This window comes from Streptomyces naganishii JCM 4654 (genome assembly GCF_014650575.1).
Classification (GTDB): Bacteria; Actinomycetota; Actinomycetes; order Streptomycetales; family Streptomycetaceae; genus Streptomyces; species Streptomyces naganishii.
Genome location: NZ_BMVF01000011.1, coordinates 88,686 through 103,229 on the forward strand (window position 1 = coordinate 88,686; position 14,544 = coordinate 103,229).

A 14,544-nucleotide genomic window follows, 5' to 3' on the forward strand; every position below is an offset into this window, starting at 1 on the left:
GCCCCGGCCCGACGAGCGGGCGGGGCAACCCCCACTGGAGGCTTCACATGGCGCAAAGCCGAAAGGCCTTGACCACCCGCGCGCTCACCGCGGCGAGCGTCGCGGCCCTCACCACCGGCGCGGCCCTTCTCCCCGGCGCCGGCCCGGCCGCGGCGGCTCCCGACGGTGTGCGGGCGACCCCGGCCGCCGCCCGCGCCGCGTCCGCCCTCGTCGCACGGCTGGGCGACCGTGCCGCCGGTTCCTACTACGACACCGCGGCCCACCGCTTCGTCGTGAACATCACCGACCCGTCCGCGGCCGGCTCGGTCCGCGCCACCGGCGCCGTACCGAGAACCGTGCGCCACTCCACCGCCCAACTTCGCGGAGCCATCGGCACGCTGACCCGGCGGGCCAGGATCGCGGGCACCGCCTGGTCGATCGACCCCCGTCAGGACAAGGTGGTCGTGACCGTCGACCCCACGGTCACCGGCGCCCAGCGCACCCGGCTGAACTCCGTCGTCGGCGCGCTCGGCGACAAGGTGGCCGTACGCCGGGCCGCCTCCGCGTTCAAGCCGCTCCTCGCGGGCGGCGACGCCATCTGGGGCGGCGGTGTGCGCTGCTCCCTCGGATTCAACGTGTCCGTGAACGGCGCGCCGTACTTCCTCACCGCCGGACACTGCGGCAACGCCGCCTCGTCGTGGTCCGACTCGCAGGGCGGCGGGGAGGTCGGCCAGACCGTCGACTCGCACTTCCCCGGCATCGACTACGCCCTGGTCCAGTACGACTCCGGCGGCGACAACCCCAGCGCCGTCGACCTCTACGACGGGAGCAGCCAGCAGATCACGCACGCCGCCGACGCGTACGTGGGCGAATCGGTCACGCGCAGCGGCAGCACCTCGGGCGTCCACAGCGGGACGGTCAACGGGCTGGACGCGACCGTCAACTACCAGGAGGGCTCCGTCTCCGGGCTCATCGACACGGATGTGTGCGCCGAGCCCGGCGACAGCGGCGGCGCGCTCTTCGACTCCGACGCGGCGATCGGTCTGACCTCCGGCGGCAGCGGTGACTGCACGTCCGGCGGTGAGACCTTCTTCCAGCCCGTGCCCGCGGCGCTGAGCGCGGAGGGAGCCACCCTGCCGTAGCAGCCGCCGGGCGCCCGCAGGCCGTGGCGGTCGCGGGAACGCCACGCGGCCGTAGCCTCAACCAGCCCGTGCCCGGGGCTGGTTGAGGCCCTCTCCCGACCGACCCCCGCGACGGCCCCGGGGGTCTTCGCGCTACGGCGAGCGGACGGCCGGCCTACCTCGCGGGCTTCGTGATCAGCAGTTCGGTGTTGTGGTCCGCGGCGGTGCCGATGCGGGTGGCGGGGGTGGCGTAGGGGTCGTTGCAGGCGAGTTCCCGGTACAGCGCGGCGAGACCGGGATCGGAGGTGTCGGCGAAGTCGGTCCGGTAGGGGGCGGCGGACTCGATGAGCGTGGTGAACAGCGACAGGGTGCCGTCCTGGTTGTCGGCGATCTCGATGATCCGGGCGTGGTGCGGGTAGTCGACGTGGGAGGCGGTGTTGATCTCCCAGAATGCACGCTCGGGGACGGTGTGGCCGTGCGGGACGATCCGGTTGGTGTGGGTGTGCCCGTTCACCCAGGCCACGACGTTCGGGAAGCGCTGCAGGAGGGTGACGAGTTCGTCGCCGCTGTGGCGGGCCTCGAAGGGGCGGTACGGGTCGGGCAGCAGGTTGCCCATCGTTTTGCTGGTGTGGTGGCTGAAGACGACGATGAGGCGGCTGTCTGATCCGCCCCGGGCCACGCCGCCGCCGGTGTCGTACCAGCGCCCGCTGTGCGCCTTGAGGACCCCCTCCAGCCAGTTCAGCTGCGCGGTGCCGAGCGAACCGTCCGCGAATCCCGCCCGGTTGGTGGTGTCGAGGCTGATGCCGAGGACGCCGTCGGCGAGGTCGAAGGTGTAGTAGAGGTGTCCGCTGCCGACCGAGTCGGCGGTGAACCCGTGGCCGGCGGGGCCGGCCCCGGTGTACGCGGGGTTCAGGTGCGCCTTGGCGAACTCGGCGGGCGTGAACGGGTGGCGCCGCTCGTCGGGGGTGACCGTGCGGATCGCGTCGCCGGCGGCCAGCAGCTTGCTCAGCAGCAGCACAGCCTGAGCCGGGTCGTGCAGTACCGCGTCCGCCAACTGCATCGCGGTGGCGTCGTCGCAGCCCTCCAGCTTGCGGGAGCCGGTGTAGAGATCGTTGAGCAGGCCAAGATCGGGCAGGCTGCCCTCGATGCTGTCGTCGTGGTTGCCGACCGTCGTGTACCACGGGAGGCTCAGGCCCGGGGCGTCGAAGGGGCGGATGGCGCCGCTCAGGAAACCGGGGATCTCCGGCAGGCCCTTGGCCTTGTAGGCGTCGTGGAGGGACGACTCGGGGTTCCAGTACTGCGCGCTGCCGGAGTTCTGCACGCCTTCGTAGCGGGTGGGGTTCCCGCTGTTCGGGGTGATCCGGCCGCCGCTCATGACCGTCAGGTACCAGTCGAGCTCGATCCGCTCGTGGTTGTCGGTGTTGTCACCGGTGGCCATGACCAGGCTGAACGGCATCCCCGTATAAGGGCCTTGGCGCACCGCGTTGACTCGTTCGACGAGTGACGAGGCACCGCGCACGGTCAGCGTCTCCTGCGGCCGGTGGGCGCTGTCGTTCAGCCGCGCCAGGTACTCGAACCGGACCGGCGACTCGGTGTCCGTCAGATGCAGGTCGGTGAACTGCACGAAGGAGGCGAGCCCGGTCCGCCGGTCGTCCCGCCCCGAGGCGGCACGGGCCAGTTCGGCGCGCACCATCAGCGGCCGACCGGGCCCCGCTGTCAGCCGTTTGTACGCCCCGTCACCGGACGGCGTGGCCACCTGTTCCAGCGTGGTCCCCCCGATCCGCACGGCCCTGGCCGCCGTGGCGGCCAGGGCCCGGTCCCGGGCCCGTGCGCTGCCCGGTGTCAGCAGCGGCCACAGGGCGGCTCCCGCGCCCGCCGCGGACGCTCCCGACACGAACCGGCGACGGCTCATCTGACTCATGAATCCCCCTGTCGATGGCGGAGTCGGGCGTCCTGCCCGACACTTGACTTCTTTCTGCGCCACGTCCGCGGTCACGGATGCGGCCGATGCTGCGTGCGGTCACCCGGTGGCCAGTGCGGCCGTGCGGTCACCCGGTGGCCAGGGTCCAGTGCAGGTCGTGGAGGGTCTGGCCGATGGGGACGTAGTAGACGCCGGCCACGCACCAGGGCGTCCTGCGGTGGCCGTCGAGGACGGTGTCGGGGTTGTACGCGGGCGGGCAGGTGATGGTCCGGTCGAGGGCGGTGATGATTCCGCGCGCCTGATCGGCTGTGCGGTTGCGGACGACGGTGAAGACCGGGCCGCCGCTGTCGCCGTTGACGGCGGCGACACCGCCCGGGGTGGCGGAGGTGGCGTAGGCGAGGTCGACGTCGGGGCGGTAGACGTGGTTCGGCCCGGTCACGCCGATGTCGGTCTGGGCTATGCGCACCCCGCAGTGCACCCCGCCGTTCGCGCCGTCGGTGCACACGTAGTCGCCGACGTTGTTGTGCCCCCAGCCGACGAGGGGCTTGGCGTAGCCGTCGGTGCGGGTGGCGGGGCCGTCGTAGAGGCGGCCGCTCACTCGCGGCGAGGCCAGGTCGATGCCGATCACGTCGTCCTTGGCCGAGCGCTGGGTGGCATCGGTGGTACCGACGAGGTCGCCTCCCCACCAGGTGGTCCACCGGCCGCCCGCGGCCGAGCCGCAGTGGTAGGCGGCCGCCAGCATGTACCGGCCCTTGGAGTCGCGCACGCCGAAGGAGCCGGAGCAGATACCGCCGCCGGGATTGCGCAGCGCCGAGGCTCCGGTCCAGGGGGAGCCGTCGTGCTGACGGGAGGCGAGATCCACACTGGGCAGCCGGGGTATCGCGGCGACGCGCACTCCCGCGAACCGGCCGGCGGCCGCGGCGACCCGCTGCCGTGCCTTGCCGTCACCGCCGGCCTGGAGTCCGCTCGCGGCACCGTCCGTGCTGTCGTAGCCGACCTCGAGGCCGCTGCCGTCCACCGCCGGAGCGATGCTGGTGACGCGGACGCCGGCGGCCGTGCCCTCGACGCGCAGCTTCATGGCGGCCAGGTGCCTCAGCAACTTCAGGCGTGCGGTGTGGAGTTCGGCCTTGGAGTAGCGGGCGGGAACGACCTCGGCGGTGACCCCGTGGGGGAGATGGGCCAGGACGTTCTCGACCCGCTGGGGCGGGGTGCCTTTCCAGTACAGCCGCAGGTGGTTGTGGCCGGGGTCGACCTGGATCTCGGCGAAGCCGGGTATGCGCGCCCGGCCGGACTCGGAGAGCCCTTCGGTGATGCGGCCGGCGACGGCGTCGAGGACCTCCTGGCGTTCGGCGGTCCCCCGCTCCGCCGGCGGGGCAGCCGGCCGGGCCGCCCGCGCGGCCGGCCCGGAGGAGGTGTCCGCGAGGGACGGGACGGCGAACGGCACGGCGGCGGCCAGGGCCGCGGCCGGCAGGGCGAAGGCCAACCATCTGCGACGTGCGGTGTGTCTCATGTGCCGCTGCCCTTCTGCTGGAACGAGTGTGACGTGGACATGCTTACGGGATCGGGCCGCCCGGGTCACGTACTTCGCGGAACCGGCGGGGGCAGCGGCGGCAGGCGGGTGTCGTAGAGCCAGGCGTGCAGCAGCGGGGCCACCGCACCCGGCATGGTGCGGTCGGCGTGGGCGACGAAGGCGGCGGTGTCGGCGCTCCTGCCGCGGTGGGTGTCGTGCCAGCCGCGCAGCATCGCGAAGAAGCGGTCGTCGCCCGTCGTCAGGCGCAGTGCGTGCAGCGTGCACGCCCCCCGGTCGTACACCCGGTCGTCGAAGATGCGGTCCGGTCCGGGGTCGGCGATCCGCAGGCCCCCGCCCCGCCGGGCGAGGGTGTTCCAGGCCGCCCGGGCGATGGTGTCCGCGGAGTCCTCGCCGAGGTGCTCGGACCACAGCCATTCCCCGTAGGTGGCGAAGCCCTCGTTGAGCCAGATGTCCCGCCAGTCTCGCAGGCCGACGCTGTTGCCGTACCACTGGTGGACGAGCTCGTGGGCGACCAGCGTCTCCCAGGTGCGCTCGCCGTCGATGTGGTTGCGGCCGAAGACCGACGCCGTCTGGTTCTCCACCGGCTGGTCCAGATCGGCGTCCACGACGATGGCGCCGTAGGTCTCGAAGGGGTAGGGCCCGAACCACCGGGTGAACGCCTCGAACATCTCGGGCTGGCGCCCCAGATCGTGCCGGGCCAGGTCGGACAGGCGGACGGGGCAGGCGTTGCGGCCGGTGACCGTGCGGCCCGTCGCGCTGTCCCTGGCCTGCCAGGTCTCGTGCGCGAAGCGGCCGGTGTAGAGCGCTGCGAGGTAGGGCGCCATGGGGCCCCGATGGTGGTACGTCCAGCACTCGGTGGCCCCCGACTCGCGCCGCTCCAGCAAGGCGCCGTTGGCCAGCACCTGGTGGCCGCGGGGCACGGTCACCCGGAAGGTGAACTCGGCCTTGTCGTCCGGGCGGTCGTTGCACGGGAACCACGACGGGGCGCCCAGCGGCTGGGCGGCCACCATGGTCCCGTCGTGTCCGTCGCCCGTACGGTCCCAGCCGATCTGCCCGAACGGCGTGCGGACCGGGCCGGGCCGGCCGCCGTAGCCGATCTCCAGGGTGAAGGGGGCGCCCGCCGGGATATGGCGCGGCACGGGCAGCAGCAGCTTGTGCCCCTTGCGGCCCGGCCGCACGGCGGTCCCGTCGACGAGCGCCTCGTCGACGGAGAGCCGGGCGAGGTCCAGGCGGACCTGACGCAGCGTGCGCTCGGCGACCGCCCGGATGTGCGCCCGGCCCCGGAGCCTGCCGGCGGCCGGGTCGTAGTCCAGGTGGAGGTCGTAGGCGAGCGTGCGGTACTCGTAGCTGCCGTGACCGGCGAAGTAGCGCCGGGCCGGCCTCGGCAGGCCGTCGGCGGCCACCGCCGCGAGCGGGGCGAGCGCCGCGCCCCGGACCAGGGCGCGCCGGCTGCACCAGGTCACGCCGTCTCCCTCTCGGCCGGCCGTACGGCGGGGACGGCCGCGGGCACGCCGGCGATGGGGTTGCCGGCCCAGCGGGTGCCGTCGGGCACCGTCTCCCCGCGCATCACCAGGGACGCCGCCGCGATGGACGCGCCCGCGCCGATCGCCGTGCCGGGCAGCGCGATGCTGTGCGGGCCCAGGGAGGCGCCGGCGGCCAGGCGCACGGTGTCCATCCGCATGATCCGGTCGTGGAAGAGGTGGGTCTGGAGCACGCAGCCGCGGTTGACGGTGGCGCCGTCGCCGATGCTGACCAGATCGGTCTCCGGTAGCCAGTAGGTGTCGCACCACACGCCGCGTCCGATGCGCGCGCCCAGGGTGCGCAGCCACCAGTTCACCACCGGTGTGCCCAGGTGCGCGGCGATGCCCCACGGCACGGCCAGCACCTCGACGAACGTGTCGAACAACTCGTTGCGCCACACGAACGACGACCACAGGGGCCGCTCCACCGGCCGGAACCGGCCCACGAGCAGCCACTTCGCGGCGGTCGTGACCAGGCAGGCCGCGAGCGAGGCGGCCAGGAGCAGCGGAACGCCCGCCAGCGCCGCCAGGGTCAGGCCGCCCACGTCCAGGGCTTCCTGCTGGGCCAGCAGCAGGCCCTCGGCCAGCAGCGTGCCGAGGATCACCGGCAGCACCCGGCACGCCTCGACGGCCGCGCGCGCCGCCACCAGCCGCCTCGGCGGGGCGAACGTCCGCGCCGAGTCGCCTGTCTGGGCCACGCGGGGCAACGGCATCGCGGGCCGGCCGATCCACGACGAGCGTGGTTCGCTGCGCACCGGCGCGTCCGACAGCACGCCCACCAGGGCATGGTCGGCGACCTCACGGCCGGGGCCGACGATGCCGGAGTTGCCGACGAAGGCCCGCCTGCCGATCCGCACGGCCCCCAACCGCATCCAGCCGCCGCGCAGTTCGTACGGTGCCACGAGCGTGTCGTCGGCGAGGAACGCCCCGTCCTCGACCCGCAGCAGCGACGGCAGCGGCAGTACGGTCGAGATCTCGGCGCCGCGGCCGACCCGGGCGCCGAGGAGGCGCAGCCAGGCCGGGGTGGCCAGGCTCGCGTACAGCGGGAACAGGGAGCCGCGCGCTCCGTCGAGCAGCCGTGTCACCAGCCAGGCCCGCCAGGCCACGCCCCCGTCGGCGCGGTGCAGACCGGGCGTGATCGAGCGGCTCAGCAGGCGCACGGTGAGCGCGGTGAGGAGCATCCCGCACCCGGCGGTCAGCACGGCGAACAGCGGGGCGGCGGCCAGCAGCCGCCAGGCCGCCCCGGACAGCGTGCCGCTCCTCTTCAGCAGCAGCCAGGTGAGGGCCAGCGCCGGGGCGGTGGCCAGCAGCGACACCAGCGGCAGCCCGGCGAGCGACAGCCCGTAGGCGAGGTGCCAGCGGCGCCGGCGGTCCGCCGGCGGGGTGGGCCAGCCCGGCTCCGCGAGGTGTTCGCCGGATGCGGCCGGGCGGGCAGGTGAGCCGTTCCACACCTGGCCGTCCGGGACACGGCCGTCCAGGCAGCCGCCGGGGGCGAGTTCCGCACCGCGCCCGAGCACCGCGCCCGGCAGCAGGGTGCTGCGGTGGCCCACCCTGGCGTCGGCGCCGACGACGATCCGGCCGATGTGCAGCGTGTCGCCGTCGAGCCACCAGCCCGCGATGTCGGCCTCCGGTTCGACGCTGCACCGGTCGCCCAGTTCGGCCAGGCCGGTCACCGGGGGCATGGCGTGCAGCAGTACGTCCCGCCCGGTGCGGCAGCCGAGGATGCGGGCGTACAGCGCGGCCCACGGGGTGCCCAGCAGGGACGGCACTCCGAACGCGGCGACCGCGCGCTCCGCGCTCCACAGGCGCAGGTGGACGGCGCCGCCGCGCGGATGGGCGCCCGGCGTGATCGAGCCGGCCAGCGCGCGGGCGAGGGCCGCCCCGAGCAGGCACCGCACGGGCGCGCTGAACAGCAGCACCCACCCGGCCAGGACCAGCCACCACGAGGTGTGCGGCGCCCACCGCTGCGGCGCGATCCAGCCGAGGACGTCGTCCGCCGCGGCCAGGCCGACCAGGCCGCGCAATCCGGTGACGCCGTAACCGGCCAGGGAGACGAGGAACTGCGCCACGGAGGTCCGCCGGGGCACCGGCCGGGCGGGGCGCACCTCCTCGGCGGCGCCCGCCAGGGAGTCGAGATGGCCGGCCATGCTCCGCAGCACCGGGTGGCGGTACAGGTCGGCGACCGACAGGCCCGGGTAGTCCTCGCGCAGCACCGAGGCCATCCGGGCGGCGGTCAGGCTGGTGCCGCCCAGCTGGACGAAGTCGCTGTCCGGACCGGGCCGCACACCCAGCAACTCCTCCCAGACGTTCGCCAGTCGGGCGGCGGTCCCGTGCAGCCGGCGGGCCGCCTCGCCGCCGTGCCCGGCGCCGGCCGTCGGCACCGGCCAGGGCAGCGCCCTGCGGTCCACCTTCCCGGAAGCCCGCGTGGGCAGGTCCGCGACCTCGGCCAGCACCGGCACCAGCGGGGCGGGCAGCCGTTCGAGCAGCAGCGCCCGCGCCTTGTCCGCGTCGAAGACGCGGCGGCCGTCGGCGGTCTCCTGCGCGACTATGTAGCCGATCAGCACCTGGGCGCCGGCCGTCGTGGCCTGCACGGCCGCCGCCGCGCCCCGCACCCCCGGCAGGGCGAGCAGAGCGGCGTCGATCTCACCGAGTTCCACGCGGCGTCCGCCGAGCTTGACCTGGTCGTCGGCTCGGCCGAGGAACACCAGTCCCTCGGCGTCCGCGCGCACGAGGTCGCCCGAGCGGTAGGCGCGCGGCGAGCCCAGCGCCGGGCACGGCCGGAAGCGCTCCGCGTCCTTGACGGGGTCGAGGTAGCGTGCGGTTCCGGCGCCCGCGATGACCAGTTCGCCCTGTTCGCCGAAGGCGACGGGGTTCCCGGCCTCGTCCACCACCGCCAACTCCCAGCCGGCCAGGGGCAGTCCGATGCGCACCGGCTGCCCGGGCTCCATCCGGGCGGCGCAGGCGACCACGGTGGTCTCCGTGGGGCCGTAGGTGTTCCACATCTCCCGCCCGGGGCGGGCGAACCGTTCGACGAGCCCGGGCGGGGAGGCCTCGCCGCCCAGGATCAGCAGCCGGACCCGGCGCAGCGCCTCCTCGGGCCACATCGCCAGCAGCGTCGGCACGGTGGATACGGCGGTGATCCGGCGGTCGTCCAGCCAGGGGCCGAGTTCCAGCCCGGCACGGACGAGGGAGCGTTCGGCCGGCACCAGGCAGGCGCCGGAGCGCCAGGCCAGCCACATCTCCTCGCAGGAGGCGTCGAAGGCGACCGAGAGGCCCGCGAGGACCCGGTCGCCGGGACCGAGGGGCCGGCCGCGCAGGAAGAGCCCGGCCTCCGCGTCGACGAACGCGGCGGCGGAACGGTGGGTGACGGCCACGCCCTTGGGGGCGCCGGTCGAACCGGAGGTGAAGATGATCCAGGCGTCGTCGCCGGGGCCGGGCGCGGTGCCCGCCGCGGTCCCGGACGCGGGTGCCAGCTCGGCGGGTTGCGGGTGCGGTCCGAGGACGCGGCAGACACCGGCCTCGCGGAAGACGGTCGCGGCGCGGTCCTCGGGGTCGTCGGCGTCGACCGGGACGTAGGCCGCGCCGCAGTGCAGGACCGCGAGGATCGACAGGTACAACTCCGCGGTGCCCGACGGCACTCGTACGCCCACCCGGTCCCCGGGGCCGATGCCCTGCTCGGTGAGCCGCCCCGCGCGGGCGCGGGCCTCGGCGCACAACTCCCGGTAGGACAGCACCTCGGCGCCCGTGTCCAGGGCGGGTGCGTCCGGGTGCAGCGCGGCGGTGGCCTCCAGGACGTCGACGAGGGTACGGGGCGGCGCGGCGGCCGCGGAGCGGAAGACGGCCCGGTTTCCCGGGAGTTCGGGCGAGGGGGGCGGGATGTCGAGCGCGGTCGAGGTCAAGGTGGTGTGCCTCTGGTTCTGATGTCCGGAGGGCCGGTGGGCCCTTTACGGACTGTCAGACCCCTTCGCTGGAAGGCACGTTCACCAACTCGGTGCAATTGATTCACAACCATCCCATGGTGGGGAATTTGTGAACCAAATACCAGAATGTCATCCCCCGGACCGGGCCCGAGAGTCCTGTCGAGGGAGAGTCTAACTTGCAGCGTTGCGCAAGTGTGAATCTTGGGTGATACCCGCCAGATGCTGGCCGCTGCGGACCGCGCGGCCGGGGGGCCAGGAGGCCGGATGCCGGGGGCCGGGGTGGAAGGCGAGCGCCCTCCACCCCGGCCCGTCGCTCAGCCCTGCTGCCGCGCGGCGGACTTCTTCAACTGCTCGGTGACGTCACCGGTCTGCGCCGCGGGCGGCGCCTTGATGGCGGCCGTGGCGCCGAACTTCTCGAAGTCCATCGTCACCACCGCGCTGCCGAACCGCTGCTTCATCCTCACCGGCAGGTCCTTGCCGCCGACCCATATGTCCATGGTGATCGACTCGCTGCCGCCGGTCATCGAGCCGAAGGCGTTGTTCCGGTCGCCGTAGGCATCCTTGAACTTGCCCATGTGCGCCTTGTCGACCACGGCCCGGTAGTGGGTCGTGCTCTGGCCGTCGACGGTCTCCTTGCCCAGGTCGTCGACGTTGCTGGCGTACTTCAGGGCCCTCATGGAGGCGGCGGGGCTGCCCGCGCCGGACGACCCCTGGAACGCCTGCGCGCCCTTGTCCCCGAACACCGCCGACGCGTCGATCCTCATCCAGTGCTTGCCCTTGAGCGGGCCGCTGGGCTGCGGGTCGACCTCGTAGTAGTAGGCGCCGTCCACGAACACCATGCGGGTCTTGGCGGCGGCGTGCACCTGCTGCATCCGGACGGCCTTGGTGTCCATCTCGACGTCGAACGCGAGGCCGTGGCCCCAGGAGTACGTGCCGTTCATGCTGACCGGACCGGTCGCCGGCATCTCGGTCGTCGTCCTGACCTCGGCCGACCCGACGTTCTCCGTGCGGTCGGTCGCCCGCGCCAGCGCCGCCATGATCTTGTCGGCGCTGTCGACCGCCTTCGCGGCCGTCCTCGCGCCGTCCGCGCCGCACGCGGACGTAGCCATCAGCGTCGCCGCGGTGACGCCGACCAGGGCCGCGGTGTGCCGCAGTTTCATCTGTCCCACCCCAATAGCTGTGATTCTGTTGTGAACGCCGACCCTATCGGCCGCCTCTGACACCGCGGGCGGCGGCCGGCGTGGGGCCGGCCGCCGCCCGGTGGGGGTGGGGATGCGGTATCGCGGACGCGGGGAGCGTCGTGGGCGTCAGTGGGTGGCGCTGCCCGCGACCCACTCGCTCCACGGCATGTTCCAGTCGCTGAGGCCGTTGTCCGGCGACAGCTTGGTCTTGTCCACGGAGTTCTTGACGATCACGACGTCACCGACCATCGAGTTGTCGAAATACCACGCGGCGGGCGTCCTGCTGTCGTTGCCGCCCCTGACGTCCTTCAGGCCCACGCAGCCGTGGCTGGTGTTGACCTTGCCGAACACCGAGTCGGCACCCCAGTAGTTGCCGTGGATGAACGTGCCCGAGTCGGTCAGCCGCATGGCGTGCGGCACGGCCTTGATGTCGTACGAGGGCTTGCCGTCCTTCTCCGTGAGGCCGACGGTCGCACCGTTCATGTGGACCTGCCGGAACTTCTCGGAGACGACCATCCGCCCGTTGTACGTCGGGTGCTGGTCGCTGCCGGACGAGATGGGGATGGTCTTGAGCGTCTTGCCGTCCCGCACGACGGTCATCTTCTTGGTCTTGGCGTCGACCGTGCTGATCTGGCTGCGGCCGATCTTGAACGTGACCGTCTTGTGGACGCCCTGGCGGTTCAGCTCGACCGTGACCGTCGAGCCGGCCTTCCAGTAGCTCTGCGGGCGGAAGTCCAGGCGGTGGTCGTTGAGCCAGTGACCGACGACCTGCTGGCCGCTGCTGGAGCTGACCTTGAACTCCGACTCGACGGCGGCCTTGGCGGCCTTGGTGCCGACCGCCTTGCCGAAGTCGACCGTCACCGGCATGCCCACGCCCACGGTCGAGCCGTTCGCGGGGGAGAGGTGGCCGATGAAGTCGTTGGCCGGGGAGACCGTGGTGATCGTCGCGTTCGCGGTGGCGGAGCGGCCCTGGGCGTCGTCGGCCTCCGCGGCGACCTGGTACTTGGTGGCCGGCTTCAGCGGACCGTCCGGCTTCCAGGACGTGCCGTCCGCGGACAGCGTGCCCCGGACCTCTGAGCCAGTCGCGAGGGCCGTCATGGTCACCTTGGTGAGCTTGCCGTTGCTGACGGTGACCGTGACGGGTCCGTTGACCCCGACCCCGTGCGAGCCCTGCTGGGGCGTGATCGTTATTCGGGCGTCGGACGCGTCCTGGGCGGCCGCCTTGTCCGGCTGGGCCGCCTGGGTCGCCTGCGCCTGCGCTGTCGGGTGGGCTCCGGTGCCGGCCCCGGGGTCGGCACCGTTGCCGCCGGTGGCGGCGCTGCTGGTGCCGCCGAGGGCCGTCACCGCGAGTACGCCGCCGAGTACGCCGGCCGCAGCCGTCAGTCCAGTGCGTCGGTTACGTGCCGTGATCAAACGCTTTCTCCAAGCCGCTGGTGTGAGCTTTAGAAGCATTTATAGGCACACAAGGGCACTGAAATGGGCAAAATGTGCTGAAGGCCACGGATGTGTAACGGTGGCGAATCGGTGTCGCGAGGCCGTCGCGGCGGCCTCCGCGAGGTCGTCGCGGCGGCCCCGTGAGGCTGCCGCGACGGCCCCGTCAGCGTGGGGATCAAGGGATCAGGGGATCCGAGGATCATGGGGTGGCGGATGCGGGGGCTGCCGGCGCGGAGGACGCCGATGTGGGAGCGGACGCCGGTGCCGACTGGGATGCGGACGGGTTTGCGGATGTCGAGGCGGGCGTGGAGGCGGGAGGGGAAGCGGGCGCGGTCGCCGTCGGGGTCGCCGGGGTGGAGGCGGTCGCGGATGCCGTCGCCGGGGGTGTCGACGGGGGCGCGGACGCCTGGCCGAGCGGTGTCAGCACCGCGTCGGTCACCATCCCCGCCGCGTCCATGGTGAGAGTGACGGGGTCCGCGGCGCCGAGGAGGTGATCGCAGCCGAGGTTGGTGAACGTCTGGTTGGCCCGTGCGGCGAGGAAGCCGAAGAGGTTCGGCGCGGTGCCCGGGTCCGGCGAGGGCGCCTTCACGAGGAGGGCCTTGTCCCTGAAGACGCGCTGGATGCCGGCGGGATCGCGGAAGAGGGTGCTGCAGAAGGCGGCCCCGTCGCCGTCGGCCCCGGCGCGGACCGCGGGCATGTCGACGCCCGCCCGATAGGCGTTGGTCTTCGCGACGCTCCGGCGCCCGTCGACGAGTGTCATCGGGTCGTTCCCCGGGATCAGCGCGATCGGCGCCTTCTGCCTGGCGGCGGCGGACAACTCGTCGAGGGCGAGGGCGGATCCGGCTCGGCCGTCGCTGGACTGGTCGGGCGCGGTGAAGGGCTTGCAGCCGAGCGCCGGGTCCAGGAACTGGGTGAGCAGGAGGTTGTCGCTGCCGTTGGCGAGGTCCTTGGGGACCTCGGCCGTCCTCGACTTGGTCCTGCCGTTGTGGCGGTGGTGGCGGTCGCCCCGGTTGGTGAGCTTGGCCGCCCTGCGCAGCGCCGCCCTGCCCGCCGCGTTGTTCTGGGCGATGTGGCCGCGGCCGTCGGCCAGGTAGTGGGTCACCACGTTGTCGCTTCCGTCCTGGTCCACGACCGAGAAGTCCCTCGTGGTCGGGCAGGGCATGCCGTCCTTGGCGGTGCCGAGGGCCGGGACCTTCAAGTGACCCTTGGCGATCTGGGCGTTGGCGGCGCGGAAGAACGCGGGCGCGTTGCAGTACGCGAACTGCCCGAAGACGGAATTGCCCAGTCCGTTGACGCACTTGCCCTGCGCGAGGCTGCCGGAGCGGCCGGCGGCGCGCAGGGTGAGATCGGCGCTGTTGAAACCGAACCAGATGCCGACCGTGGAGCCCTTGGGCACCGAGGGCCGCACCGGGCGTGCGGCCGGTCTCGTGCCCTTGTCGATCACCAGCGGGTTGTAGATCGTCAGTTTGCCCTTGGCGTCGATGATCGCGGCCTCCACGAACGCCGACTGATCGGCGTTGGCCTCGTGGCAGGGCCCCTGTGCGGGATCGGTCGCGACGAGTCTGTACGGCGTGGCCAGGCCGGCGGCGGTGAGGGGGTGGTCCGGGACCAGCAGCGCGCAGTTGGGATCGGGCTTGGCGGCCTGCCGGTGCTGCGCGGAGGCGGCTTGGTCCCCGCGCGTGCCGTGGCCGCGGCTCTCCGCGGCGAAGACCGAGCCCGCGACCACGGCGAGGATCACCGGCCCGCCGATCAGGGCGAGCGACAGCTTGGACCGTTTCCGCCGCCGGGCACGCTCTCGCTGCGTGATGCGCGACGACTGTGTCGAGTCCTTGCGGGGCACTGGGCTGCTCCTCACTGTGCTTCCCTCCGTCGGCGGGAGCCCACGGTCGTACGGGGGCACACGATGGTCGTGACGGCACGGACCCCGCCGCCCGGCG

8 protein-coding genes are annotated in these 14,544 nt (G+C 73.2%); 1 reads left to right on the plus strand and 7 read right to left on the minus strand.

What is annotated here, in order from left to right; genetic code table 11:
- The first annotated feature begins 47 nt into the window (after window positions 1-47).
- Complete coding sequence (locus tag IE217_RS21035) at window positions 48-1,121, plus strand: S1 family peptidase (protein ID WP_190179447.1); 1,074 nt, start codon at window positions 48-50, stop codon at window positions 1,119-1,121.
- A gap of 154 nt (window positions 1,122-1,275) precedes the next feature.
- On the opposite strand, the gene IE217_RS21040 is transcribed toward IE217_RS21035, so the two are convergent.
- The 7 genes from IE217_RS21040 to IE217_RS21070 all read right to left on the minus strand — a co-directional run bounded on the left by IE217_RS21040 (window position 1,276) and on the right by IE217_RS21070 (window position 14,447).
- Window positions 1,276-3,021: a TIGR03767 family metallophosphoesterase gene (locus IE217_RS21040; protein ID WP_190179448.1), complete on the minus strand. Its 1,746-nt coding sequence runs from the start codon at window positions 3,019-3,021 to the stop codon at window positions 1,276-1,278.
- A gap of 127 nt (window positions 3,022-3,148) precedes the next feature.
- The gene (locus IE217_RS21045) at window positions 3,149-4,531 is read right to left on the minus strand and encodes a chymotrypsin family serine protease (RefSeq protein WP_190179449.1); all 1,383 of its coding nucleotides are present in this window, start codon (window positions 4,529-4,531) and stop codon (window positions 3,149-3,151) included.
- 65 nt (window positions 4,532-4,596) lie between these two features.
- Complete coding sequence (locus IE217_RS21050; protein WP_190179450.1) at window positions 4,597-6,015, minus strand: M1 family metallopeptidase; 1,419 nt, start codon at window positions 6,013-6,015, stop codon at window positions 4,597-4,599.
- The gene (locus IE217_RS21055; RefSeq protein ID WP_229865467.1) at window positions 6,012-9,971 is read right to left on the minus strand and encodes a Pls/PosA family non-ribosomal peptide synthetase; all 3,960 of its coding nucleotides are present in this window, start codon (window positions 9,969-9,971) and stop codon (window positions 6,012-6,014) included. The genes IE217_RS21050 and IE217_RS21055 overlap by 4 nt, the downstream gene beginning before the upstream one ends.
- A gap of 335 nt (window positions 9,972-10,306) precedes the next feature.
- Entirely contained in the window at window positions 10,307-11,152 is an 846-nt protein-coding gene (locus IE217_RS21060; RefSeq protein WP_190179451.1) for an SCO4651 family lipoprotein, read from the minus strand.
- A 147-nt stretch (window positions 11,153-11,299) separates the two neighbouring features.
- Complete coding sequence (locus IE217_RS21065; RefSeq protein WP_229865481.1) at window positions 11,300-12,583, minus strand: L,D-transpeptidase; 1,284 nt, start codon at window positions 12,581-12,583, stop codon at window positions 11,300-11,302.
- Between the two features lie 223 nt (window positions 12,584-12,806).
- Window positions 12,807-14,447 carry a hypothetical protein gene (locus IE217_RS21070; RefSeq protein ID WP_190179453.1) on the minus strand — a complete coding sequence of 547 codons (1,641 nt, stop codon included), beginning with the start codon at window positions 14,445-14,447 and terminating at the stop codon, window positions 12,807-12,809.
- Window positions 14,448-14,544 lie beyond the last annotated feature (97 nt).